Annotated in this window: 3 protein-coding genes; all 3 read right to left on the reverse strand. The window is 57.0% G+C overall.

Translation table 11 applies throughout. From position 1 onward, the window contains the following. Positions 1-30: 30 nt before the first annotated feature. Genes NSU01_RS18250 through NSU01_RS18260 form a run of 3 tightly spaced genes read right to left on the reverse strand, consistent with a single transcriptional unit; the run spans position 31 to position 25,472 of the window. Positions 31-9,282 carry an SDR family NAD(P)-dependent oxidoreductase gene (locus NSU01_RS18250; protein WP_076243100.1) on the reverse strand — a complete coding sequence of 3,084 codons (9,252 nt, stop codon included), beginning with the start codon at positions 9,280-9,282 and terminating at the stop codon, positions 31-33. Further along, the gene (locus NSU01_RS18255) at positions 9,283-13,092 is read right to left on the reverse strand and encodes a beta-ketoacyl synthase N-terminal-like domain-containing protein (protein ID WP_076243099.1); all 3,810 of its coding nucleotides are present in this window, start codon (positions 13,090-13,092) and stop codon (positions 9,283-9,285) included. It abuts the gene before it with no gap. After that, entirely contained in the window at positions 13,089-25,472 is a 12,384-nt protein-coding gene (locus NSU01_RS18260) for an SDR family NAD(P)-dependent oxidoreductase (RefSeq protein WP_076243098.1), read from the reverse strand. Before NSU01_RS18260 ends, NSU01_RS18255 begins: the two co-directional genes overlap by 4 nt. Positions 25,473-25,521: the final 49 nt, after the last annotated feature.

Raw genomic sequence — 25,521 nt, forward strand, 5'->3', positions numbered from 1 at the left:
TGATATGCTATATTCTGGTGCTTGCCCTGTTCAGACGGTTGCGGGTACTACCGGCCGTTCTGCGTCTAAGACTGAGGCTCCTGTGAGCTTCAGGGTCAGCTCTTCCATGGTCATCAGAACCCGCGCTTGCGGATCAAGGATCGAGATATCAACTGCCGTCAGCCCGTCACTCATCGTCCGCCACCGGGCGAGTACCTGAACATCCCGGGTCAGCGGACCGAGCACCGTACATCTCAGCAGCTTGCGGTATTCCACCCGGTCAGCCTGTGCAGCCAGCCGCACCAGGCAACCCAGCAGTTCTTCAACAGCCGAATAGTGAAGCAGCGCCCGGTTCTGCGCCGAGTCCAGAGGTTCTTTAAGGCGAACGCTGATTGCTGCCTGATGTGCGCCGGTCCGCAGCTCATGAATAGTCTCAATATGCTGAAAGGCGGTGGCATTAGGCGCAGGCCACGCAGCGGGCGATCCCAGTTCAGCCATACGGATTGGCGTTACTGCGGCTGCAGGTCTGTAAGGAGCTGCTGTGACTTTACCCTGGGCACAAATAACATAGTCACCTTGCTCGTTGTCATAGCCTGTCTCACATTCAATGTGCGCTCCAGCTTCATACAGGGAGGTCATAAGGCTGTCCGCCGCCCCAGGCTGCGGCTGCACTCCCCAAATCACATCCTCAATCACATGGCAGGGCGACTCCAATGACAGCTCTGCTGTGATGCGGAACAGCTCGATAAAGGCTGTATTCGCCAGTCCGCTGTTCCTATCAGACGCCTGAAGGATCGTCTCGTACCTCTGCTTGCTGAAGCTGGACAGGTTGCGGTCCACCAGCGGATGCAGCTTGCGTTCTTCCCCGCCCTTTGCGGAAGCCGGCGATTCGGTCCGGGTGATCCAGTAACGCTCTCTTTCAAAAGCATAGGTCGGCAGCGGTATAATCCGCACTTCCTCGCCGGAATGCAGCTTCGGCCACTCAACCTCGGCCCCCTGCACCCATTCAGCTGCCAATTCTGCAGCATCTCCGGCCGTGAGCACTGTCCCTTTCGTCCGCTTGGATACCTTGCCGGAATAGATATCTTCCAGGTTCTCACCGGCCAGATAGCTGTCCAGCTTCGCCTGTAATTCCGTGATGCTGGTACAGGCAAAGGCCAGGCGGCAGGTCATTTCTTCCCGTCCTGTCTGTAAGGTGTATGCGGCATCCGCAAGCGCGGTATCCGGATTGCCTTCCAGGAATGAGCGCAGCTTCACGGCCATTTGCTTCAGGGAATACGGTGTCTTGGCTGACAGCACGATGACCTGATCATCGCTGCTGTGTCCGTTGCCGGAACCAGGCTGTGCCGAAGGCACACCCGCCTGGACTTCAGCGCTGTATTCCTCAATAAGCACATAGGCATTGGTTCCGCCGGCCCCGAAGGAACTGACACCGGCCCGCCTTACGGCTGATCCGTCCGGTCCGGCCACCGTCCAAGGTGCCTGCTCATGCTGTACACGGAAATAGGAATTGGCAAAATCAATATTGGCATTGGTCTGCTCCGCATGGATGGAAGGGGCAAGCTGCCGGTGTTTCATCTGCAGAAGCACCTTCGTAATGGAGGCAATGCCTGCTGCCGCTTCCAGGTGGCCGATATTGGATTTGACCGAACCGATGGCACAGGACTGCTTGGGCGGATTCGCTTCAGCAAATACCTGATTGAGCGCATTAATCTCGATGGGATCTCCCAGCTTGGTCCCTGTGCCGTGTGCCTCGACATAAGAGAGGCTGCCGGCATCCACTCCCGCCTGCTTCAGCGCCTTGGAGATCAGGCTGACCTGGGCATTCGGATTCGGAACGGTATAACCGCTGACCTTGCCGCCATGGTTGATTCCGGTCGCCTTAATCACGCCATAGATATGATCTTTATCCTTAATCGCTTCGCTCAGAGGCTTTAAGAGAACGGCCCCCACCCCTTCGCCGGGGACAAAGCCGTCAGCGGCATCGCCGAAGCTGTGGCATTTCCCCGTCGGAGACAGCATCTTGGTCTGGCACATCAGCACATATTTATAAGGATGCAGATATAAGTTCACTCCACCCGCTACCGCGAGGCGGCATTCTTTGTTCTTCAGGCTCTCGCACGCCGCATGAATGGCCGCAAGCGACGACGAGCAGGCGGTGTCTATCGCCAGACTGGGACCGCTGAAGTTGAACATATAGGAAATCCGGTTGGCGATGGACCATGGCGACACGTTCGGCATGGCCGAAAGATTGCCCCTTTCCCATTCCTCCGGTCCCCACAGCTGGTACGAATAGGTGGTCGCTCCGGCAAAAACGCCGATATTCGCGCCGTGCTCCTCCCCGTCACGCTGCAGCTTCTTCTTGGTGTAGCCCGCATCCTCCAGAGCCGACCAGACCGTCTCGGCAAATATCCGTTCCTGCGGGTCCATGATCACTGCTTCCCGCGGCGCAATATTAAAGAATGCCGGATCGAACTTGTCCACATCATCGAGGAACCCGCCCCACTTGCTGTACATCTTGCCTTCCTGCACCTTCTCGAAGCTTCCGCCCAGATATTTCTTATAATCCCAGCGGTCTGCGGGAATCTCGCGGATACAGTCTCTTCCGCCAGCGATATTGTCCCAGAATTCGTAAATATCTCCGGCCAGCGGATATTTCCCGCTTAGACCGATAATTGCGATCTCCTCGCCCTTCCCGGCCGCCGCATGGGCCGTCCCCCTTTGTCCGCCTTGACCCGCGAAGGAGGTCAGTTCTTTCCATAACAGCGGCTGGGCGGCAGAGATTACCGGCTGGCCTGCCAAATCAGCGGTTGAAGAAGAAACAGCCTGCTCCGTGAGCTCCCGGCCTGTCCCGTGAGCGCGGAACAGCTTATTCAAAGCACCGGTGTAGCGGCTGACCATATGTGCAGCGAGGCTCTTAAGGGTCTGGTATTCAAACAGCAGGGTCTTGGAAATCTCGCCGAGATCCTCTTCCAGCTTGCCGTTGAAATAGCCGACCATCACCGATTCAATGCCGTATTCCTCAAATTCGGCGGTAATATCAATCTCTTCCGGCTGAAGCTTAAGCAGTCCGCTGAACAGCTCCGTCAGGTAGTGCAGCGTCCGGTCCAGCAATTCAGGGTCAGAGAGAATGCTGTCTTCAAGCTCCTCCGGGTGAATCTCCGCTTCCGCCGGATCAACGCGGTTAATCCGCTCCAGCAGTCTGCTTACGCGCTCCGGCTGACCGTATCCGACAATCAGCGGATTGATATTGCCCTGCTGGAGCATGTATTCAAAAGCTGCGATGCCCTTCTGCACAGGGAGCGGCGTCAGGCCGGTCTGCAGCTCCAGCATCCTCCGCTGTTCCGTGGTCAGCTGCATGCCGTCCGCTTCCCACAGCGGCCAGGCCACGGAGAAGGTGCGCCCGGACCGGGCGCCTGCTTCAGCCAGCCATTCACGGTAGACCGCGAATTCATTCATGAAGCTGTTCGCATAGGCGTAATCCGCCTGCCCGGGATTGCCTGTCTCTCCGGTAATGGAGGAGAACAGCAGGATGAAATCCAGCTTCTCCTCCTGTGCAGCCTGATCCAGATTCAATGTGCTGAGGATCTTGGAGGAGATGACCTGGTCAAAGTCTGCCTGTTCTTTGTTCAGAATAAAAGCATCCCGGTGAATCCCCGCACAGTGCAGAATGCCGTCAATCCGGCCGTATTTCTGCTTCACATAGCCGACAAGCTCCCGTGCCTCCTGCCCGTCTGCAGCGTCCGATACGAGGTATTCGGCAGAACCCCCGTGCGCCCGGAGCGCCGCGAGCTTCTCCTCCTTCTCCCGGTCCAGCGGCGAACGGCCGGTCAGGACAAGCTGCGCCTGCGCCGTTTCGGCCAAATAAGCGGCGAACACGCGCCCCAGCCCGCCAAGCCCTCCTGTAATGATGTACACACCGTTTGCTCTGACGGTTACCGGAGTGCCGGGCTTTGCTTCACTTCCGGCTTGAACGAGCCGCTTGACGAACCGGCCCGCGCTGCTGTATTGAACCTCTTGCTCCCCAGGGTCCAGCAGCAGCTCTTGTTCCAGAATGGAATGAAGCTCCTCCTGCGGCAGCGAAGCTGCCAGGGAGACGGTCTTGAAGTTGTAATTCGGGCTCTCCAGATGCAGCGTCTTGATGAATCCGCCCATTGAGGCATCCAGCAGACTGCCTGCAGCCCCTGTCTCCCTGAAGGCATACAGCAGCCGGATGCCGGCCGCAGCCTTACTCTCCATCAGCGCCTGGGTCAGGAACAGCAGCGGGTATACGCTGTGATTCAGCTTGTCCCGTGGCTTCATTGCAGCCGAAGCTGCCAAATATATAATCTGCGTCAGGCTTACACGCCGTGCCTGCAGTGATTCCAGCAGCGTATGAATATGCTGCTTGTCGTCAAAGCGCAAGCTGTAGAGATTGTCACCAAGCTGGGCATATTGCTCCCCGGTGGTGACGAAGATCAGCCTTGCGCCTGCTGCGAAGCTGCGCTTGAAGTGCGGCAGCTCCTGCATATCATCCAGGAACAGCACCACATTACCGGTCAGATTTCCGGCCGTCTCCTGCGGACTTGGGGTCCACGCGGTTGTGTAATATTGGACGGTTTCCCGTTCCTGTACCTCCTGTGCCTGAAGACCGGCAAGCCGAACGCCTTGCATTATCCAGACCACTGCCCCATCTCCGGTTAATACAGCCAGTGTGTATTCATCCCCGGCAATGCGCTCGGCACGAATCACGAATTGCTGCAACGGCTTGTGCCGGAATGACATTTGGCGGATGGAATGCAGCACCGCCGGATGCTGCGGCTGCTCCAGCGCAGCGAGAGCCAGCAGAGTGTGGCAGGCTGAATTCACGGCCTCTGCGGAGAATGATTCGGCCGGGGCGTCACCAAGATCAACGAAGGCCAGCAACAGGTTCTCCTCTTGCCGCAAGCCGGTGACATGCTTCAGTCCGGCCTCCATGCCATAGAGTAAGCGGAGTGCCTGCCGGGCCTGCTTCAGGACCGGCTCCCCTTGTCCTGCTTCCGGAATATCTTTCTTTGCATAGACTGCATCTACGATCTGGTTGGCCTCTTCAACTGCCTCACATTGAAAGACGACCTGCTCCCCGCTCCGGATCTCGGCCGCTCCGGTTCCTCTGTCCGGGAAAATGTGAATGTCCAGTGCCGGTGGAAGCTGCTGCCGGTCCATCAGACCCGACCATGCCATATTCTCCAGCAGCAGCCCTTCCTGCTTATAACCGGCCAGCTCCAGTGCTTCCCGCGCAAACGCCAGCAGCCCGAAGCCGTTCACGTATTCTTGTCCCTGCCAGGTGTAGGGCTCATAGAAGCTGCTGATCACCGCAGACCGGGAAGAGAAACGGTAGCCGTCGATGGTGGACAGATTATGCTCGACCAGCTCTCCCATACCGGCAGTCTCCGGGACCAGAGCCGGGACGCGGATTTCCCGCCGCTTCACCTCGCTGACCCAATAACGGTTCCGGGCAAAGGGGTAAGTCGGCAGCGGAACTCTTGTACAGCTGTCTGATTCATACAGCTTCCGCCAGTCCACATCCAGTCCCATGGACCAGAGCTGGGCTATTTTACCGGTATTGCCGCCGTCCAGCAGCAGGTCTACATAAGAGATTCCCGCCTGACCCGCGTTGAACAGCTCGATATAATCCTTGAAGCCTTTGACATTGCCACGGTATACCTTGCCGCCCGGTAATCGGCCCTGATTGAATTCATCCAACAGCGCTTTGAGCTCGGAGACCGAACCGGCAATGATCGCCAGCCTCTCTGCAAAAGACTCCCGTCCCACCTGCAGCGTATAGGCAATGTCCTTAAGACTGGCCGCTTCCGCTTCTGGCAACTCCAGATACTGTGCCAGCTTCAGCGCGTAAGCCTTCAGCCGGTCCTCCGCTCTGGCGGATAAGACAATGATGTGCGGCTCTCCGCTGCCTTTGCTGCCTTTGCTGTCTTGACTGCTGCTCTGCGGGGCCGGAATATATTCCTCCAGAATAATATGCGCGTTGGCTCCGCCTGCCCCAAAGGAGCTGACTCCTGCCCGGCGCGGATATTCCTTCTGACCTCCGCCTTCCGGCAGCGATACACGATCCCACGGACCCGCCTGCCGCTGCACATAAAAAGGCGTTTCCTCAAAATTAATGTGGCCGTTCAGCTCCTCGGAATGAAGTGAGGGAACAAGCACACCGTACTTCATTTGCAGCAGCACCTTGGTGATGGCCGCAATCCCGGCTGCAGATTCGCAGTGTCCGATGTTGGACTTCACTGAGCCGATGGCACAAAACTGCTTGTCGCCTGTCCCCTCCTTGAAGGCCTTGACCAGTCCGCTGACTTCAATCGGATCACCGAGCGAGGTTCCTGTGCCATGGGCTTCAATATAATTGACCGTACGCGGATGAATCCCAGCAGCCTGCAAGGTTTCCTGGATCACCGCACCCTGCATGGACGGATTCGGCACGGTATAGCCTGTGGTTTTGCCGCCATGGTTGATGGAGCTGGCTTTGATTACGGCATAGATATGATCGCCATCCTGTACTGCCCGGTCCACCGTTTTCAGTAGAACAGCGCCAACGCCTTCCCCGGGAACATATCCGTCTCCGCCTTCACCGAAGCTTCTGCACCGCCCATCACTGGCCGCGAACTTCTGCTGGCTTAGGAATATGTATTTATCGGGATGAATGGAGACATTCACGCCCCCTGCGATGGCAAAATCGCTCTCGCCCCTGCGGATGCTGTCACAGGCAAGATGGATCGAAGTGAGCGACGAGGAACACATCGTATCCAGTGCGATACTCGGTCCATTCAGGTTGAGATGATAGGACACCCGGTTGGCAATCGACGCATAGACGGAGGATAAGGCGATTTTATTGCCGTCAATCTCGGCATCCAGGAGCTGATACTGGCCATACATCACACCGGCAAAAACACCGACCTTGCGGCTGCCCAGCGTATCACGTGTATATCCGGCATCCTCAATGGCACTGTAGGCGCACTCCAGGAACAGCCGCTCCTGCGGGTCCATAATCTCCGCTTCCCGGGGCGATATATTGAAGAACAAAGCGTCAAAGCGGTCCACATCGTCAAGGAATCCGCCCCATTTGCAGTACATTTTGCCGAGCTGATTCTTATCGGTAGTGTAATATTCGTCAATGCTCCAGCGGTCTGCGGGAATCTCGGTAATGCAGTCCTGCGCCTGAAGCAGGTTATTCCAGAAGACCTGCAGATCCGGGGACATCGGGAATTTCCCGCTGACGCCGACGATCGCAATATCCTCATTCACCCGGCTGCGGTCCCGCTGCCTGGCAGCTTGCCCGGCGTTTGCGGAAGGCTGAATCCGCTTAGGCGGAATAGGCGTTTTGCCTGGGAGCTGCGGACGCACATCTGAACGAAGTCCTTGCGGCGGCACAGCAGCCTTCTTGGCGGCAGGAGGCTCAATCAGACCGGCGAGTGCCTCCCTGTGCTGCTCAGTGAAATATTCGCTCAATTCCCGCAGCGTCTGGTATTCGAACAACAGCGTTTTGGAAAGCTCGCCGAAGCTGGCCTCCAGCTCCTCGTTGATGCTCATCGCCATAATGGAATCAAAGCCGATCTTCTCGAACGAATCATCCAGGCCCAGCGCATGCGGCGGGATTTTGGTGACTTTGATGAAAATATTTTTCAAATATTGCTCCGCGCCTTGCTTCAGCGCCTCCGTATCTATAGATATAGCGGGTGATGCTTCAGGCAATAATACAGCTCCGCCACCGGAAACCGCCGTGTCAGCCCTTGGCTTGTCCCCCTGCTGCGGATAATTGATTGCCTCTACCGCTTGCTCTATCCGTGCAGCATCGCCGTAGAGTACTAAGGCATTCTCCGCCATTTGGCAGCTGAGCTTATCGAATGCATCCAGTCCTTCGGCCGTAGGCAGGACCGATATCCCAAGGTTCCTCCGCATAATGTCCAGGCTGTCCGCTGTCGTCATCATCCCGCCCTCCTGCCACAGCGGCCAGTTGACCGAGAGTATCTTTACACCGGCAGCGGCTCTTTTTTCATTGGCAAAATGGTCCATGAAGCTGTTGGCGTAAGCATAATCGCATTGCCCCACATTGCCGGTCACGGCGGAGATGGAGGAGAACAGCAGCATGAACTCCAGCGGCTCTTGCCCAAATGCCTCATACAGGTTCTGCGTACCGGCAACTTTCGCGGCCAGCACCCGTTCAAGCTCTTCCCGCTCCTTATGCAGGATGAAGGAATCACTGGTCATTCCGGCACAGTGCAGGATGCCATGAAGCCGGGGGAAGCTGGCTTTGACTTCGGAGAGCAGCGCCCGGGTATCGGCTGGACTTGCCACGTCAGCACAGACATACCTCACCTGATTACCGTTTCTGTGCAGCGCCTGCAGCTTCTCTTCCAGCGCACGGTTCAGCGGCGTTCTTCCGGTTAGAATAAGGCTGGCTGAACAGGTATCCGCCAAATGGCGGGCCAGCGTGTAGCCGAGCGCACCCAGACCGCCTGTGATGAGGTAGACCGGATGAGCTGCGGGACTTTGCTGCTGTACAGGGAGGTGATCTGCCGGAGCAGTATACCGTTCAAAAACCGGCACATACCGCCGGGAACCCCGGTAATGAATTTCCCGGTGGCCGTTCTGCATGGAGCCAAGCTCCAGCAGCAGCTGCTCCAGCAGTTGCGGGTCAAAAGCTTCGCGGCCCAGATCGGTGGATACCGTCTTGTACAGCAGGCCGGGGTTCTCGATCATGACACTTTTCACAAAACCGTCCAGTGCAGCATGCACCGCGTGATTCTCCGCTTGTTTATATTGGAACAGGATATTAACCTTTGCGCGTTTTTTGAAGGACAGAAGGGCTTTGGTCAGCGCAAACATTGAATATACGCCGCTCTCCATGGCAGCATCCGCCTCTCCATCGGCCACTTCCTCCTGGGACAGGAGATGAAGAATGCTGCCGGGAAAACGTCCCTGCCGCTCCAGGCCGGACAGCAGCCGTGTATAATCCTCCTGATCCTGCAAAGGAAGCCTGTCCTGACCTGTTTCCGCCCCGGTGCCTGCTTCATCCGCCGTCACAAACGTAAGCGTCTGGAACAAGGAGGCAAACTGGCCGCGCAGCTTGGGCTCAAGCCCCCTATCGGCTGCCAGAACGAGCACATGTCCGAGAGAATCCCCTTTAAGGTCTGTAAGCGGCTGTTCCGCCAAAGTCTTGGTGAAGGTTAGGAGCACTTGCTTATCCGAGCGCTTAAGCGCCGCAATCTGCCGGAGGCCTTCCTCCTTGGAGATGGCTCCGCTGGCGATCCTTTCAATAATTGATCTCACTTAGATTCCCCCCAGCATTCTCTCAACTTCATCTACCCCGGCTTCTCCGTTCAGCAGCTTGGTCAGCATCTCATCCAGCAGCGCAGTTCCCGCCAAAGCAGCCGACTCTGCTTCCGCCGCCCTCGTGTTCTGCGCAGAAGACGTCAAATCTCTTCCTGAAAGACAGGAGAAACGCACCGCCGGAAGGCCTGAGCTGTCAAGCAGCAGCAAATCGAACTGCATATCCTGCTCCTTCGCATAAGCGGCAGGCGCAACCAGACAATAGCTCACAGGTGTCAACGGTCTGTAGACCTCTACAGACTGCAGGGCAAACGGGACAAAGGTTCCATTCTGCCGCTGGCCGCTGAGCACCGAATACAATGCTGTCTGCATCGCTCCGTCAGCAAATCCGGGATGAAGGATATATTCCTGAAGCGGCATTTGCGTGTGTACCGGCAGTGTCAGCTTGGACAAGGTGCCGTGATCTCCGGTATATACCGCTTCAATGGTCCGCAGATTGGGGCCGTACTTCATTCCGTGAGCCGAGAACAGCTCATAACAGTCTTCGCGGTAAATGGTGCGGCTGGCTGTTTGGAGGATATGCGGAATATCCACAGCATCCGCATCTGCGGCTTCGGTTTCACCGTCCGTATAATTCACCGTACAGGTGCAGTGCAGTACTCTTTGACCGTTCCCGTTCAGGGAATAGATACTGGCTCCGATCCCGTCTTCCTGGGCAACCAGCCCCACAAAGATGTCCTGGACATCCTTGTCTGCCGGCAGCTCCAGCGTTCTGCGCCATTTCACATCGGTAACCGACTGCACCTTCCACTCCCGGCTGGAGAGCGCCCCTGCCCGCCAGGCCATTTCGAGATAGACCACTCCCGGCAGCACCATCCGGCCTTGGACCACATGATCGCGCAGGTAGGCATCGGCTGCACTTAAGCTTTTTTTGTAGCATTGCTCCTCAAATACAGATTCATTGGAATCGATGACCGCCGCCAGGGCTGCGGGTTTGCTGCTGAATACTGCTGCAGCGGCTTCCGTCGAGTTATACCAGTAGCGTGTCCGGTCGAACGGATAAGTCGGTAAGGAGATTCTACCCGGCTTGCTCTGCGCATACAGCAGCTGCCAGTTGAAGCTCACCCCGCTAACCCACAGTCTGCAGAGCTGGCTCAGCTTGCCGGACTGCACCAGGGACAGCAGGAAGGCTTCCCCTTCCTCACTTTCCGTGAAAACATCGCGGATCTCGCTGCCGGAGCTGATATTTCCCGCATAGACCTCGGAGACTTTGCGGCTGCCGGCCAGAAACTGGCTCAGCTTCTCCCTCAGCTCCTGCGTGCCGGATACCACGATCGCCAGTCTTTCTTCCATGGGCTCCCGGCCAACCTGAAGCGTATAGATCAGCTCTTCCAGGCGGAAATCATAGGCGGCCGTACGGTTCGCATCTATTGCGCTTTCCACATCTTCCGTTGATTCTGCCGTTCCCGCTCCAAGTCCATGTCTGGCCGCAATGGCTGCAGAACCTAGCTGCTCCAGCAGATGACCGGCAATGCCTTCAATCGTGGCGCTGCCCGTCAGGAGGCCCATAGGCAGCCGGACCGGATAAGCTTCATAAAGAGCGTCCGCAGCAGCCATCAGTTCTTCTTTGGACAGGCCGTATTCCTCAATGGCCTCCTGGGCGCTGATGTATGCAGGCAGGAGGGCCGATTGCAGGAAGCAGGCGGTGATGTCGGCGATCACATATTTTCTAAGTGCAGTGCTGCTGATCTCTTCCGGCGCATTTCCCTGCCAAACCGTGTGCAGATCAATGTAATCAAGGACATGCTTGGCGTAAGCGTTCAGCCGGTCCTTGTTTTTGGCGGATAAAATAAAGATGTACGGCCCGCAGCCGCGGTCAATGTGCGTTGCGGACAAGACACTTTCCGGCTTCCCCATGTATTCCTCCAGGATGACATGCACGTTCGTGCCGCCTGCGCCGAATGAGCTTACCGCCGCATAACGCGGGCATTCTCTGGACACGCCTCCCTCTTCAATAACGGCAGGCTTCCACTCTTCCAGGCGGCGCTGAACATAGAAAGGGGTCTCTGCAAAGTTAATATTCGGATTCAGCACCTCGGAATGGAGCGAGGGTACAAGCTGCCTATGCTTCATTTGCAGCAGCACCTTAATGATGGAGACCACCCCGGCCGCCGATTCCAGATGACCGACATTGCTTTTGACCGAGCCGATCGCGCAGTACTGGTTATCTGCCGTCCGGGTCCTGAAGGCTTTGGTCAAGCCGCTGATCTCTATCGGATCACCGAGCGCGGTTCCCGTTCCATGTGCCTCCATATAGCTGATATGCCGTGGATGGACGCCCGATTTGCGCAGCGCCTCCGCGATAATATTCGACTGCGCATTCGGATTGGGAACGGTGTAGCCGTTCGTCTTGCCGCCATGGTTAATCGAGGTTCCCCGGATCACCCCATAGATGTTGTCTCCGTCCTCCATTGCTTTGGCGAGCGGCTTCAGCAGCAGTGCACCCACCCCTTCGCCGGGCACATACCCGTCTCCGCCGCTGCCGAAGGCGCGGCATTTGCCTTCACTCGAGGCGAACCGCTGATTGCAGAGGAACAGATACTTATCCGGGTGAATGGTGACATTCACTCCCCCCGCGATCGCAATCTCGCTGTCTCCCCGGTAAATGCTCTCGCAGGCGAGATGCAGCGCGGTAAGCGACGAGGAACACATCGTATCCAGCGCAATGCTGGGCCCGTTCCAATTAAAGAAATAGGACACCCGGTTGGCGATGGAGGCATACGACGAGCTGAGTGTCAGAGTATTTCCCTTGGCGGTCTCCTCCGCTCCGTACAATTGGTAGTGGCCGTACATGACGCCGACGAACACACCTGTCTTACTGTTCCACAGGGATTGCCGGGTATAGCCGCCATCCTCAATAGCGCTGTGTGCACTCTCCAGGAATAGGCGCTCCTGCGGGTCTAGCTGCTCCGCATCCCTTGGCGTCAGCTGAAAAAACAGCGGATCAAAGCAGTTATATTCGTCGATAAAACCGCCCCACTTGCTGTACACTTTGCCTTTCTTGCCTTTCTCCGGATCGTAGAATCGGCTGTGATCCCACCGCTGCGGCGGAATCTCGGAAATGCAGTCCACACCGTTCTTCAGATTATTCCAGAATTCATCCAGATTGCGGGCACCCGGAAAAGCGCCGCTGATGCCAATGATCGCAATCCCCTCGTCCTTTGCCGGATGAGCCTGCTCCACTGCCTGGTCCCTGCTCTTGCCGGGCGTTACGAAGGTCCTGTATTTCTTCGAAGGTTCTTCACTCTTCTTCTGAATCGGTGCAAGGTCTGCCGCCGGTACGGCGGGCTTGGCCGCCTGGTGATTCTCGCGGGTCTGCCGGTACCCGGCCTGCCCTTCCAGCAGCTCCCGCTGATTCTGTACAAAATACCCGGCAAGCTCAGCCAAGTTACCGTATTCGAACATCAGCGTCTTCGGAAGATTCGGAAAATCCTTGTCCAGCAGCGAGTTGATCTCCATAATCGCCACCGAATCCACCCCGTACTCCTCCAGGCTCTGCCCCGCATTGATCCGGTCTGTGTCCAGACCGATGACCTGCGAGAGCAGCCCCTTCAAATACTGGACAGCATAGTCATGCAGCCCCTGGCCTCCCTGTGCATCTGCATTTGATCCGGTTGTCCGCTTGGTGTCTGCTGGCACTGCGGGCTGGCTTTTCAGCTGCCGGATCAGCGTATAGCCCTGCTCGGGGTCTATCTCTCCCCGCTTGATCTGCTCCAGAATTCTGCCCATTTCCAGGTTTGCGTCACTCATAGTAGGCCCCCCATCCACTGTTCCACTTCCGCTTCGCTCATCTCTCCGGCCTGCAGCCGGGTCAGCAGGTCAACAATGGCCCCCTTATCCTCTAGCGGAACTTCTTGCACCGGTGTGTTTTTTTCCAGCTTGAACGCATGATCAATCTTGGGCTTGTTCCCTGCAGCAACTATGATATTACCGCTGCCCGCCTGGCAGATGGCTTCAAAAGCCCGGATGCCCGTATCCTCATCCATCATGCTCATGCCCAGGTAGCTGGAATAGAACGCCGACTCACTCTCGGGAATTTCAAATCCCCCGTCCTTCCACAGCGGCCAATTGACCGAAATCGTCTGGCCCTTGCGCTTCCCTTGTGACACTGATTCATTTCTAAGCTGTGCATAACGGTCCATGAAGCTGTTGGCCATGGCATAATAACCAACGCCCAGATCACCCAGCTCCACCGAAATGGAGGAAAAGAGGATCAGAAAACCGAGATCAAAATCCGTACTGAACAGGTCCAGGTGGATCAAGCCTTGTACCTTGGAATTCATGATCTCCCGGCCTGCCGCGCGGTCCGCTTCCGTTACTGGTACTGATCCGCCCTGGCCTGCACAGTGGATGATACCGTCAAGCACGCCGAACTCGTTCTTGATGCTGCCCATGATCTTCTTCACATCCCCGGCGCTTGCGATATCGCCCTGAAGATAACGGCCTTCTCCTCCAATCCGCTCCAGCTCCGCCATGAAGACATCCGTCCGCTCACTTGCCGGCTGTCTGCCGGTGCAAATAACGGCGGCCCGGTAAGTGCGGGCAAGATATCTGGCAAAAATCATGCCCAGCGCGCCTGTACCGCCCGGAATCAGATACACACCGTTCTCTTTAAAAGTCACGGGGGATGCAGCAGCCGTCTTCCTGCCGCCATGCTCCAGCGGTCTGATCTTCCGCACCTGCCGCTGTCCTCCGGTATAACGGATATCCGCATGGCCTGTGTTCTCTGAAGAGAACAGCTCCTGATAAAGTCTTTCCTGGAAGCCCGCACCGTTGATTGTATGGTCATCCGCCGATACGCTGGCAATCTGAAACTTATGGTGCAGCGTTACAATCGACTTCGCGAAGCTGGCAAGCAGTTCATGAGGAGCCGAGAAAGCTCCCTGGTCTGTCCGGTAGATGAACAGCAGCTTCAGCGGCTGCTGTCCGTACACCTGGACGAAGGCTTTGAACAGTGAGACAACGGAAAATACGCCGTTCTCCAGCATCTGTGTCAGCACAGGCTGGATCATGTCATCACTTAGCGCAGTCAGCGGCAGCGGCGCTGCCGTTCCTGCCCACTGATGCAGGACATGGGTGGCGTCAAAGCCGCTCTCCCGCAGCTCCTGCAGCAGTCTCACATAATCCGCTTCCCTCTGCGGGTTAATCGCCATATGATTTCCCTGACGTGCCCGGTATTCCGTATGCGGTGTAATCCAGACGCAGCCGTCTGCTCCGCTTGGCAACATATGGAGCGGAGGATGAGTGGCATCCTTATCGCCGTTGCCCCCGCCGCCTGCCGGTTCGCCAAAGATCAGAACATTCCGCCGCTCTGCGCCCATTACCGGGACAAGCGCTTCATTCTCATAGACCGGAGTATAGTAGAATATCTCCTCCTCCGGGCGACGGCCTTCCGGCTTCCCGGCAAACGGCCGGACGATGAAATCCTCGATTCTGACCACTTCATGGCCGTCCAGGTCGAGAATGGCAATATCAAAAATGTTCAATCCCTGATTGTTCTCTCCCGGCTGCTCCTTCACCCGGGTGTACACATAGCAGTCGGCAGGAATCGGTGCGAATATCCCGATGTTCCCCATCGAGAACGGAATGTGCGTGGCTCTGCCTGCTTCATCCCTGCCTGCGGCCACCGAGCGTACCGCCCCGTCGAATAACGCCGGGTGAAGTACAAATTCAGGCAATGCGGCTCTGTAGGCCTCATTCAGGGACAAGCGGGCCAGCGTCTCTTCCTTCCCGCTCAGCACCTCTTCCGTCACCTGGAAGGAAGGACCGTAATCGAAGCCAATTCCTTTGAATACATGCTGGTAGCATTCGTATTTATCCTTGCGGCCCGGGCAGCGGCCCTTGATTCCATCCAGGTCCAGGCTCCGGCTTCTCCGGGATGCAGGCACCTCAGCGAATTCCAGAACGCCTCTGGAATGCACAACCTTGCCGCTCCGGGCATTACTGAAGATTTCATAATGCACGGCCTCCCCTTCAGGCTCCAGAACGATATCCAGGTCCATGGAATCCTCTGTCATCACCACCGGCTTCAGCCAGACAATGTCCCGGACCGCGCTGACCGTGGCTTCGGCAGCAATTTCACCTGCAGCTCTGGCCATCTCAATGTAAGCGACCCCGGGCAGCAGCATCTGCTCCGCAACGATATGATCCCGCAGGTAGAACTGCTCGACAGAGAGCCGCTTGCGGAACCGCTGCTCGCGCAGTGTGGAGATATTGACATCCACCAGCGGATGCAGCGGGTGCAGGGAGAGCAGCCCTTCAGGCATTAGCCCGTTCCCCGCTTGTCCGTTCGCTGCTGTTACAGCTGTTCCCGTGCTGCCGCTGCCCGTGTTCTCCAGCCAATATCGTTCTCTGGCAAAAGGATACAGCGGCAGGGAAACCTTCTGCGGCTTATAGCCTGCAAAGAGCAGACTCCAGTCAATCGGCGTGCCGAGGACCCATAGCTTCGCAATCCGTTCCAGCTGATTCTTGCGGGCCAGCGCGGCGATATAAGCGATATCCTCGGGGTCATTCCCGAGAATGGCGGCTCCGTTCGTTAGCGCTGCCGCCGAATTTCCTTGGTGTACACCTTCGTGGACAACACCTGCCGCAATAGCTTGCAGGGCTGACTTCAGTTCGTCCAGTGTGGAGGCGGCAAAAGCCAGCCGTTCCTCCATTTCCTCCCGGCCTGTGCTCAGCGTGTATGCGATATTTGCCAGTGTGTATTCTCCAGGAAGCGGTGCCTCCAGGAAGCGGTGCAGCTCATGAATCTTCTCCATGAGACGTTCCCGGTTCTTGGCGGACAATACGATCAGCTTGCTTCCGGCGATTTCTGCAGCAGCCTGTGCCGGTACGTATTCTTCGGCAATCAGGTGCACGTTCGCTCCGCCTGCCCCGAAGGAGCTGATGCCGGCTCTGCGCATCTCTCCGCTGCCCGGAGCTTGCTCCCAGCGGTCCAGGCTTCGCTGCACATAGAACGGCGTATCCTCGAAATGGATGCCGCTGTTCAGTTCCTCCGTATGAATCGACGGTGCGAGCATCCGGTGCTTCATCTGCAGCATGACCTTGGCTACTGAGGCAATCCCGGCGGCAGATTCCAGGTGTCCGATATTCGATTTGACCGAGCTGATCGAGCAGAACTGCTTCTCGTCCGTGTACTGGCCGAACGCCTTGGACAGTCCGGCAATTTCAATCGGGTCGCCCAGAGAGGTCCCGGTGCCATGCGCTTCGAGACTGGTGATTGTTCTGGGATGTACGCCCGACTTGCGGAGAGCCTCGGCAATAGCCGCAGCCTGAGCACCCGGATTCGGCACAGTGTAGCCGCTGGTTTTGCCGCCGGAATTCACTGCCGTGCCCTTGATGACTCCGTAGATATGGTCTCCGTCTTCTATGGCTTTGCTGAGCGGCTTGAGCAGAACTGCCCCCACGCCTTCACTGGCTACATAACCGTCTCCGCCCTCGCCGAAGGCCCGGCATTTGCCTTCACTGGAGGCGAAGCGCTGGCTGCACAGGAACACGTATTTGTTGCGGTGGATCGTCACATTGACGCCTCCGGCAAGCGCAGCCTCGCTCTCACCGCTGCGGATACTCTCGCAGGCCAGATGAATCGCGGTCAGCGACGAGGAGCACATGGTATCAACCGCCATGCTCGGCCCCTGGAAGTTGAACAAGTACGACACCCTGTTGGCGATGGACGCGAAGGACGAGTTAGGCGCTACCAGATTGCCTGAGGCGTAGCCTTCTGTGCCGATTAGCTGATAATGTCCATACATGACGCCGACAAAAACACCGACCTTGGAGCGGGCGAGCTTCTCACGGGTGTATCCGGCATCCTCGACGGTGTGGTAGGCGCATTCCAGAAACAACCGTTCCTGCGGGTCCGTCAACTGGGCATCCCGCGGTGTCATCTGGAAGAATAACGGATCGAATTTGTCCACATCATCTATAAAACCGCCGTATTTGGTGTAAATTTTGCCCTTCTTGCCCTTCTCCGCATCGTAGTCCCGCGTGTAGTCCCAGCGGTCAGCGGGAATTTCAGTAATGCAGTCCCGGCCTTCCCTCAGGTTGTCCCACAGCTCGGAGATATTGCCCGCCATCGGGAATCTGCCATCCATGCCGATGACCGCAATATCCATACCGCCGTTGTTCACCGCGTTTCTTACCGGCGGTGCAGCTTCCCCTGCCTTCGGCAGGAAGCATCCGCCCTGCGGATTTACCGGCAATTTTGCCGGCGGCTTCACCGCCTCCGGGTTCTGCGGCTGCTCAAGCTTCAATAGGGAAGCAAGCTGTGCTCCGTAATGCCCGGTGAAGTAACCGGCAAGCGATTCTACCGTGTTATATTCGTAAAATAATGTGGTCGGCAGTCCGCTGAAATCGCGCTGCAGCGACTCATTCAGCTCCAGAATCATGATCGAATCCAGACCAAAGGCATCCAGCGGCGAAGTCTGGCCGATCCGTTCCTTCGAGATGCCCAGAGTCTTGGCAAGCAGGCTGACAAGATAAGCCTGCGTCCGTACCAGCAGTTCCCCGCTGTCAACGCTGCTGCTTGCTGACTGCGCCGCTGTGGCCGCCTGACCAGCTTGACCAGTTTGACCTGTTCCGCTTATACCGAGCGCCCGGGCGATTTTGTGCGGATCGCCGTAGCCGACGAAGGCCTGCACGACATCCTCTTTTAGCACAGCCTCCAGAATATCCAGGCCTGTTCTGCTGTCCAGCAGGTGCATGCCGTAATAATCGGCCAGCACCTGCTGCTGGGCTGCGGCAACCTGATATCTTCCATCCTGCCAGAGCGGCCAGTTGATGGATACGGTCTTGCCCTGCCGCTGATGCTGTGCGGCAAGACGGTCACGATAGACGGCAAAGCGGTCCATGAAGCTATTGGCAGCCGCATAGCTGCCTGCTCCCATATCCCCGATCTGTGCAGAGGTGGACGAGAACAGGATGAACAAATCCAGCGCTTCAACCTTGCTGGCCAGATCCAGATTCAGGGTCCCGCTGACTTTGGGGCCGAGAATGCGGGCAAAGCCTGCTTTGCTGCTCTCCGCTGCCTTCACCGTCTCACCGATTCCGGCACAATGAAGGATGCCGTTAATCCCGCCGAAGCGAGCTTTGGCTTGTCCGATTAACCGGACTGCACCACCCATGTCGGCAACATCGGCCTGAAGGTAGACCGCTTCTGCGCCAAGTCCCGCCAAATGCTCCAGCTTCGCCTGAATGGCCGCATCCACCGGCTGCCTTCCGGCCAGCACCAGCCTGGCTTGAACCGTAGCGGCCAGTTCAGCCGCCACCAGCATGCCGAGTGCTCCGGTGCCGCCGGTAATAATATAGACACCGCCTCTGATGAACCTGGATTCTCCGGCCTGGTGAAGCATAGGCTGCGGAAGGAGCTTCCGCAGATACCGTGCACCGCCGTCGTATCTGATTTCTGTCCCGCCGGCAAGCTGCGGCGGCAGTAATTCTTGGACCAACCGCTCTGCGGCTTCTGCCGGGGCCTCTGTATTTAGCTGAACAAGACTCAATTGGAACAACGGATGATCGGCAGAGATTGAATGGGCCAATCCGGCAGCCATTTCATTCAGCGGCGTCAGCACATGTTCCGCACTGTCATAGGCATATAAGCATCTGATTCTGGACATCGGCTTCGATGCTGCCGCCGCCTGCAAGAGATGCAGCAGTGAATACAGCCCTTGATCCATTTGCGCCTCCAGAAATTCCGCCAGCCCAACTTGCAGACTTCCCGTATCTTCCAGCGCATCCCCAGCCCCGGCAACGGCATTCACATTCCAGCCATGCACAATATGCTGTAGCTCCACGCCCTGAGTGTTCAAAGCTTCCAGTAACCGGAGGTAATCCGCTGCCTGTCCCGGGTTGATCACATACTCTGTGCTGCTCAGCCGGGCATATTCGGCCCCTGCCTGAACCTGAATACAGCGGTCTGGCGCCAAGCCTTGCTGCGTAGCCTGCTCACGGATAGAAACGGCCAAAGCCGCTGAGCCGAACACTATAATAGAGGACAGCGCAGCGGATTCCTGCGGCAGACCAGCCTCTATCCATTCCGGCGCATACAGCGATAAACCGGCAGCTTGCACGGGTGCAACTCCTTTGGCTGATGCGTAATGCTTAATTGAGAATCCGAACAGCCGCACAACCTCTTGGCCTTCCATGTCGGTAATCCGGATATCATACTTCCGCGTTCCCTCATCATCCGTACCGGTTGCCCCCTCTGCAGGCTTCGCATAGGCGTAGCACTGCCGGGGAACCTCACCGACCAGCTCCATACGGTCCAGGGCGAACGGCACCCGGAGCGTCAAGTCCTCATCGCTGCGTCTTCCTGCCCATGAGAGCGACCGCACCGCACCGTCGATGATCGACGGATGCAGCACATAGTCGGCGTAATCCGCCTCAAGATGCTGTGGCAGAGAAATTTCGGACAAGCCTTCCTGTACAGAGCTGTAAGCAGTCTTCGTCACCCGGAAAGCAGGGCCATAATCGAAGCCGACGCCCTTGAAGATATGGTCATAACACTGTGCATGATCGAAGGTGGATGTACTTCTCTCCTTGATCTTCGCAATCTCCAGCGTTTGGGCGGAAGGCGTTGTCTCCTGCAAAATTATCCCCGAGGAGTGCAGAACGCGCTGATCCCCGGCTTCACTGAACACCCGGTATTCCAGCTCTCCTGATTCAACAAGCCGGAAAGAGGTGTAAATTTCCTTCCGGTCTTCCTCCAGCTCCACAGCCTTAATCCATCTGACATCCTTCAGCCCCGTTACCGGGGTGATTCCCGCCAAATCGGCAGCAGCTCTTACCATCTCCAGATAGGCTACCCCAGGCATCAGAACCTTGCCGCCGACCACGTGATCCTTCACAAAAAACTGATCCAGCCGAAGTACCGTTCGGAATTTCTCCTCTTCCATAGTGGAGACATTGCTGTCAACCATCGGATGGAGTACGGCGGCAGCCGTTTCTGCGGAAGACAGCTTGGGAGCGATACGGCGTGTATTTTTACGGACCCAGCAGATTTCTCTGGCAAAAGGATACACCGGCAGCGGAATGCGTCTGCCCTTCCGGTTCACATACAGGCGGCTCCAGTCAACCGCCTCTCCGGAGGTCCAGTGTTCCGGTAACTCCGAAAGCTCCAAGGCTGTAACCGGCTGCGCCGATAACCGGTCTCCGGCTTTGGCGGACAGCGATGGTGCAGCCGCAGGCTGTGCGGATACCTGACCGTAGCACACTGCATAGGCTTGTTCCGGCCCGGAGAGGCAGCTGTGCAGAATGTTCACCAGCTCCTCCTTGCCGGCGGCGGCAAAAGCCATCCGCTCCGCCATTTCCTCTCTTCCTGTCTGCAGCGTGAAGGCGATGTTATGCAGCGTAAGCTCTTCCTTATCACCATGAAGCGTCAGGTAACTTAGAAGCTGCTGCACCTTTTGCTGAAGCTGGGGCTTGGTCTTTGCGGATAGAATGATCACGTTACCCTGCCCCGACTCCCCGGATTGCCCGGAACCGGAACCAGAACCGGAAGAATCCATGGCGGCTGCAGGCGTATAATCCTCCAATACCACATGGGCGTTCACTCCGCCGAAGCCGAAGGAGCTGACCCCTGCCCGTCTTGGCGCATCTTCAAGCGTTGTCCATTCCTGCGTCTTCTCCACGATATAAAAAGGCGAATGCTCAAGCTCGATATACGGATTCAGCTGGTTAAAGTGAACGTTGCCCGGTAAAGTCTTATGCTTCATCGCCAGCACAACCTTCAGGATTCCGGCAATGCCTGCGGCGGCCTCCAGGTGGCCGATATTGGTCTTGACCGCGCCCAGTCCGCAATACCGCTCCCGGGTCGCCTGGATTCCGCGTCTGTGATACAGCTCTTTAAAAGCACTTTTCAGTGCATTGATCTCCACCGGATCACCCAGGCTGGTGCCGGTGCCATGCGCTTCGATATAACCGATGGTATCCGGGGAAATTCCGGCTTTATCGTAGGCTTCCACCAGCACCTCAGCCTGCGCCTTCGGATTCGGCACCGTCAGCGAGCTGACCTTGCCGCCATGGTTGACCGCCGTTCCTTTGATAACCGCGTAAATATAATCCCCGTCCGCTTCGGCCTGGCTTAACGGCTTGAGAAGAACAGCTCCTGTACCTTCTCCGCGCACATAGCCGTTTGCGCTTTGATCGAAGGTTTTGCAGCGTCCGTCCGGTGACAGCATGCCTGCCCGGCTGAAGGATATGTGCAGGGTTGGGGCGGCAATCACGTTCACACCGCCGGCAATCGCCTGTTCGCAGTCGCCGTTCTGAATACTCTCCACCGCCCGGTGCACGGCCACCAGGGAACTGGAGCAGGCCGTATCAATCGGCTCGCTTGGGCCGCGGAAATTGAGCAGGTAAGAAATCCGGTTGGCGAGTACGCAGTGAGAGCTGCCTGTGGAAGAATAAGCCTCTATCTCGATATCGTTGTCCTGCAGTAGAGTGCTGTAATCATTCGTAGAGACCCCGACGAACAGCCCCACCTTCTTGCCTGACAATGCCGAAGCTTTATATCCGGCATCCTCAAGGGTAGACCACACGGTTTCCAGGAATATCCGCTGCTGCGGGTCCATCAGATCGGCTTCACGCGGGTTAATGCCGAAGAAGCCCGGGTCAAACTTGTCGATGTCCTTCATGAAGCCGCCCCAGCCGGAGATCGGCTTGTCCGGGCCGCGGCCCTTCAGCCGGTTCAGTTCCTGAGTATCCCAGCGGTCGCCGGGAATCTCCGAGATCATATCCTTCTGCTGCCGCAGCTGCTCCCAGAATGTCTCCAGATCCCTCGACTCAGGCATGGCTCCACTGATCCCGATAATGGCAACAGGTTCGCGTTTGACGGCTCCGGCTGACTCCGGCTGAATCACCTTCCACCCTTGTCTGGCCTTCGTGCCGGAGGTCCCCGCCTTAACCGGCCCATAATCAACAGAGGCTACAGCTGCCTGAATGGCTCCGTGACTGAAATATTCAACCAATTCGTCCGGATAGCTCTCCGCCAGATGGGCAGATAATGCACGGACCGTCGGATATTCAAAAAAGACCGCCGGCGTCATCCGCACCTGGAACGTATCATTGACCGCACCCGCTGCATCCGTGAACGTAATGGAACTCATACCGTATTCGCCCAAATCCTGATCCGGATGGATCACAGCTTCATCCAGCTTCATCAAGCGGCTGATGACTCCGGTGATGGCTTGCTGAGTCTGCTCCAGTAAATCGGCCGCCAGATTCGCCCGGAGAACGGCTCCTTCTCCGGTTATAGCTGCACCGGAAGCCGCTGATTCAAGGCCCAGAATGCCGCTGATTTTCTTGCGGTTTGCCTGAAGCGGCAATATTTGTGGTACATTTCCGTTCAGGATTACCTCGAAATAGCCCAGTCCCGCCGCAGTCTCCAGCGGTTTCAGACCCACGGTATTCCGGAAGAACAAGAGAGTCTGTTCCTCTACCTGCATCCCCCCTTCTTTCCAGAGCGGCCAGTTGATGGAGATGGACTTTCCGTATCTGTGACCCGATCGCACCAAGGCATGTCGGGATAGCATATATTCGTCCATAAAAGCATTGGCATACGCGTAATCGCTCTGCCCGGTATTTCCCGTCACTGCAGCTATTGAGGAGAATGCCGCTATGAAATCCAGCTTATCCTCCTGCGTTGCCTGGTCGAGATAGATCAGCCCCTGGACCTTTGCCTCAAGCACTTCGCCGGCCTGCTCCGCGTCCTTCACCTGGATAAGTGCATCGCGGGTGACTCCCGCCGCATGAATGATGCCATGCAGGCTGCCGAACCGGCTCCTTGCTTCGGCAACAGCCGCTGCTGCTGCCTGTTCCTGCGAAATATCCGCCTGCACGTACAGCACTTCTGCCCCGAGCTTCTGCAAACGGGCGATTTGCTGTTCCTGCCCCGGCTGAAGTGCGGATCGGCCGATCAGCACAAGCTTGGCCTGAACCTGCCCGGCAAGATGCTCCGCCACAATCAGCCCCAGCTTGCCCAGTCCGCCAGTAATGAGGTACACGCCCTGAGGACGGAGGATATCCTGCACGCTTTCCTTCTCAGGCAGTGCAATCTCCTTCAGTGCATGAACATACCTTCTGTCCTGCTTGTACAGCACTTCATCGTCAGCCGATTGGACCTCGGCGGCAACCATCCGGTATATCTCCTCCGTGCTGGCCTGTCCGGTGAACAGCGTGCTGAAATGCAGCTTTGAATGCTCCAGCTTGAGCGTTTTGTTGAATCCTCTCAGTGCTCCAAGCTCCGGTGGTACAGCCTCTTTCTCCCCGCCCCGGCATAACTGGATCACCCGGGTATGCCGGTTTTCCTGGTCAGCCATCAGAGCCTGGGCCAGATACAGCTGGTGCAGGTAAGCTCCGGCGGCAGCTGCCCCGGCAGAAGCAGCAGCGACCTCCGGCTGTTCATACACGATGGTCTCCAGTGTACAGCCTCTGTTCTTCAATTCACGAATCAAGCGGGTATAATCGGCCGGCTGCTCCGGGTTAATCCGGTAATGCGCTTCTCCGTCCTGATGATACTCGGCACCGGCTTCTACAATAGTTAACTGCCCTGAATCAGGATGATTATTGGCCTTGGCAAATTCCTTATATAGCTCAGACTGCCCCGTGAATAAGAGCACATCGCCTTGAATATTTCCTTGTGGCGGAAGAGCCGTACCGTTTTCCTTCCATTCGTAAGCGAAGCTCATCTCCTCCATGCTCTGATGACTTCCCTGATGGAAGACCTTCAGTACAAAGCGGGTGAACTTCAACAGGACCCGGCCCTGCCCGTCGGCCAGAACGACATCGAACTCCTGGTCACCGCCGCTATTGGCGGACTCCAGCTTTTTCACATAGGATACACAGCTCGCCGGCAGGCTCCCGAAGATTTCCAGCTTGTCAAAAGAATACGGCAGAGCCACCGCACCCTCCAGTTCTTCCTGTGAGCTGACCAGCCCGATGACCGCTTCCAGCACTCCGTCAACCACGGTGGGATGCAGCGTAAATTCCTTGAAGCCTTCGCGCAAATGTGCAGGCAGTTCGATGAAAGCTAACGCTTCTGTCTCCCCGGCAAACATTTCGGTTATCGACTGAAAGGACGGGCCGAGCAGCAGCTGATGTTTTCTGAACTTGTCATAGATTTGGCTTCCGCTGATGCGCGTCTTCCCTTGGCTTAACGCGGTAATATCCAGAGTGTCCAGCAGACTCCCGGACGGTTCTTCCGCTGTATAACTGATGCTTCCCTGGCTATGAATGACCGTATTTCCTTCGGACAGGCTTGTAATCTCGTAATCTAGTTCAGCTTCCGCTTCCCCCGGATATAGGCGCACCTGCACAGTCTTAGCGGCTTCGCCGTCTTCCAGTTGGATCGGGTAAGCCCAGACAACACCGGTTATCCTGCGGACCGTTGTACCCGGCAGTGAAGCGGCCGCAGCGGACAAGGCCATCTCCAGCTGGACCACACCCGGAAGCAGCTTATGGCCGGATACGATATGATCGTTCAGGTAGAACTCTGCGCCGGTTAGCTTTTTCGCAAAACACTGCTCATGCACCGTAGACTGGTTGTTATCCAGTACCGGGCCTATCGCTTGTACCGCAGCGCCTCCTGTTGCGGCTAAAGGCGCTGCCGTGTTCAGCTCCAGCCAATACTTGTGTTTCTGAAACGGATAGGTAGGCAGCGGTATTTTGTTATATTGGCGGTCGCTGTACAAGACGTTCCAGCTGCAAATGCAGCCTTCCATATACAGTCCTGCGGCCTCATCCAGCGCTTGCCGGGAGACTGAAGCCCCGTTTGCCCCGCCAGCTGATCCTTTCCCCACAATGTCATCAAGCCTGCGCTGATCCTCACGCCCGTTCTGGTTTCGCCGCAGCACGCGGGAGGCACTGCCCGTATCCGCAGCAAGCGCCTCCAGGGTGCGCAGCAGCTCCGTTTCCAGCTCCTGCAGATCGCCGGCAATCACGGCCGCCCGCTCGGGAAAGTGGCTTCTGCCGACGGATAACGTGTAGGCGATATTTCCGACATCCGTACTGGCGTCCGCCTCTTCCTTGATCCACTCTTTTAGATCCGCAAGTCTCCGAATCAGGCCCTCCCGGGTCTTGGCTGAAAAGAGAAACAGATAAAAAGGGCGTTCGCCGCTATGTATGCCATTATTGCTCATCTGTTTAGCCTCCACTTCTCTTCCTAATGAATGTATGAATTCCGGCCGC

The organism is Paenibacillus sp. FSL H8-0259 (assembly GCF_037963255.1).
Taxonomy (GTDB): domain Bacteria; phylum Bacillota; class Bacilli; order Paenibacillales; family Paenibacillaceae; genus Paenibacillus_AQ; species Paenibacillus_AQ phytohabitans.

Coding starts and splice junctions, on each gene's coding strand:
- NSU01_RS18255 (WP_076243099.1), bottom strand. CDS start 13,092: ATGAGTGACGCAAACCTGGAAATGGGCAGAATTCTGGAGCAGATCAAG.
- NSU01_RS18260 (WP_076243098.1), bottom strand. CDS start 25,472: ATGAGCAATAATGGCATACATAGCGGCGAACGCCCTTTTTATCTGTTT.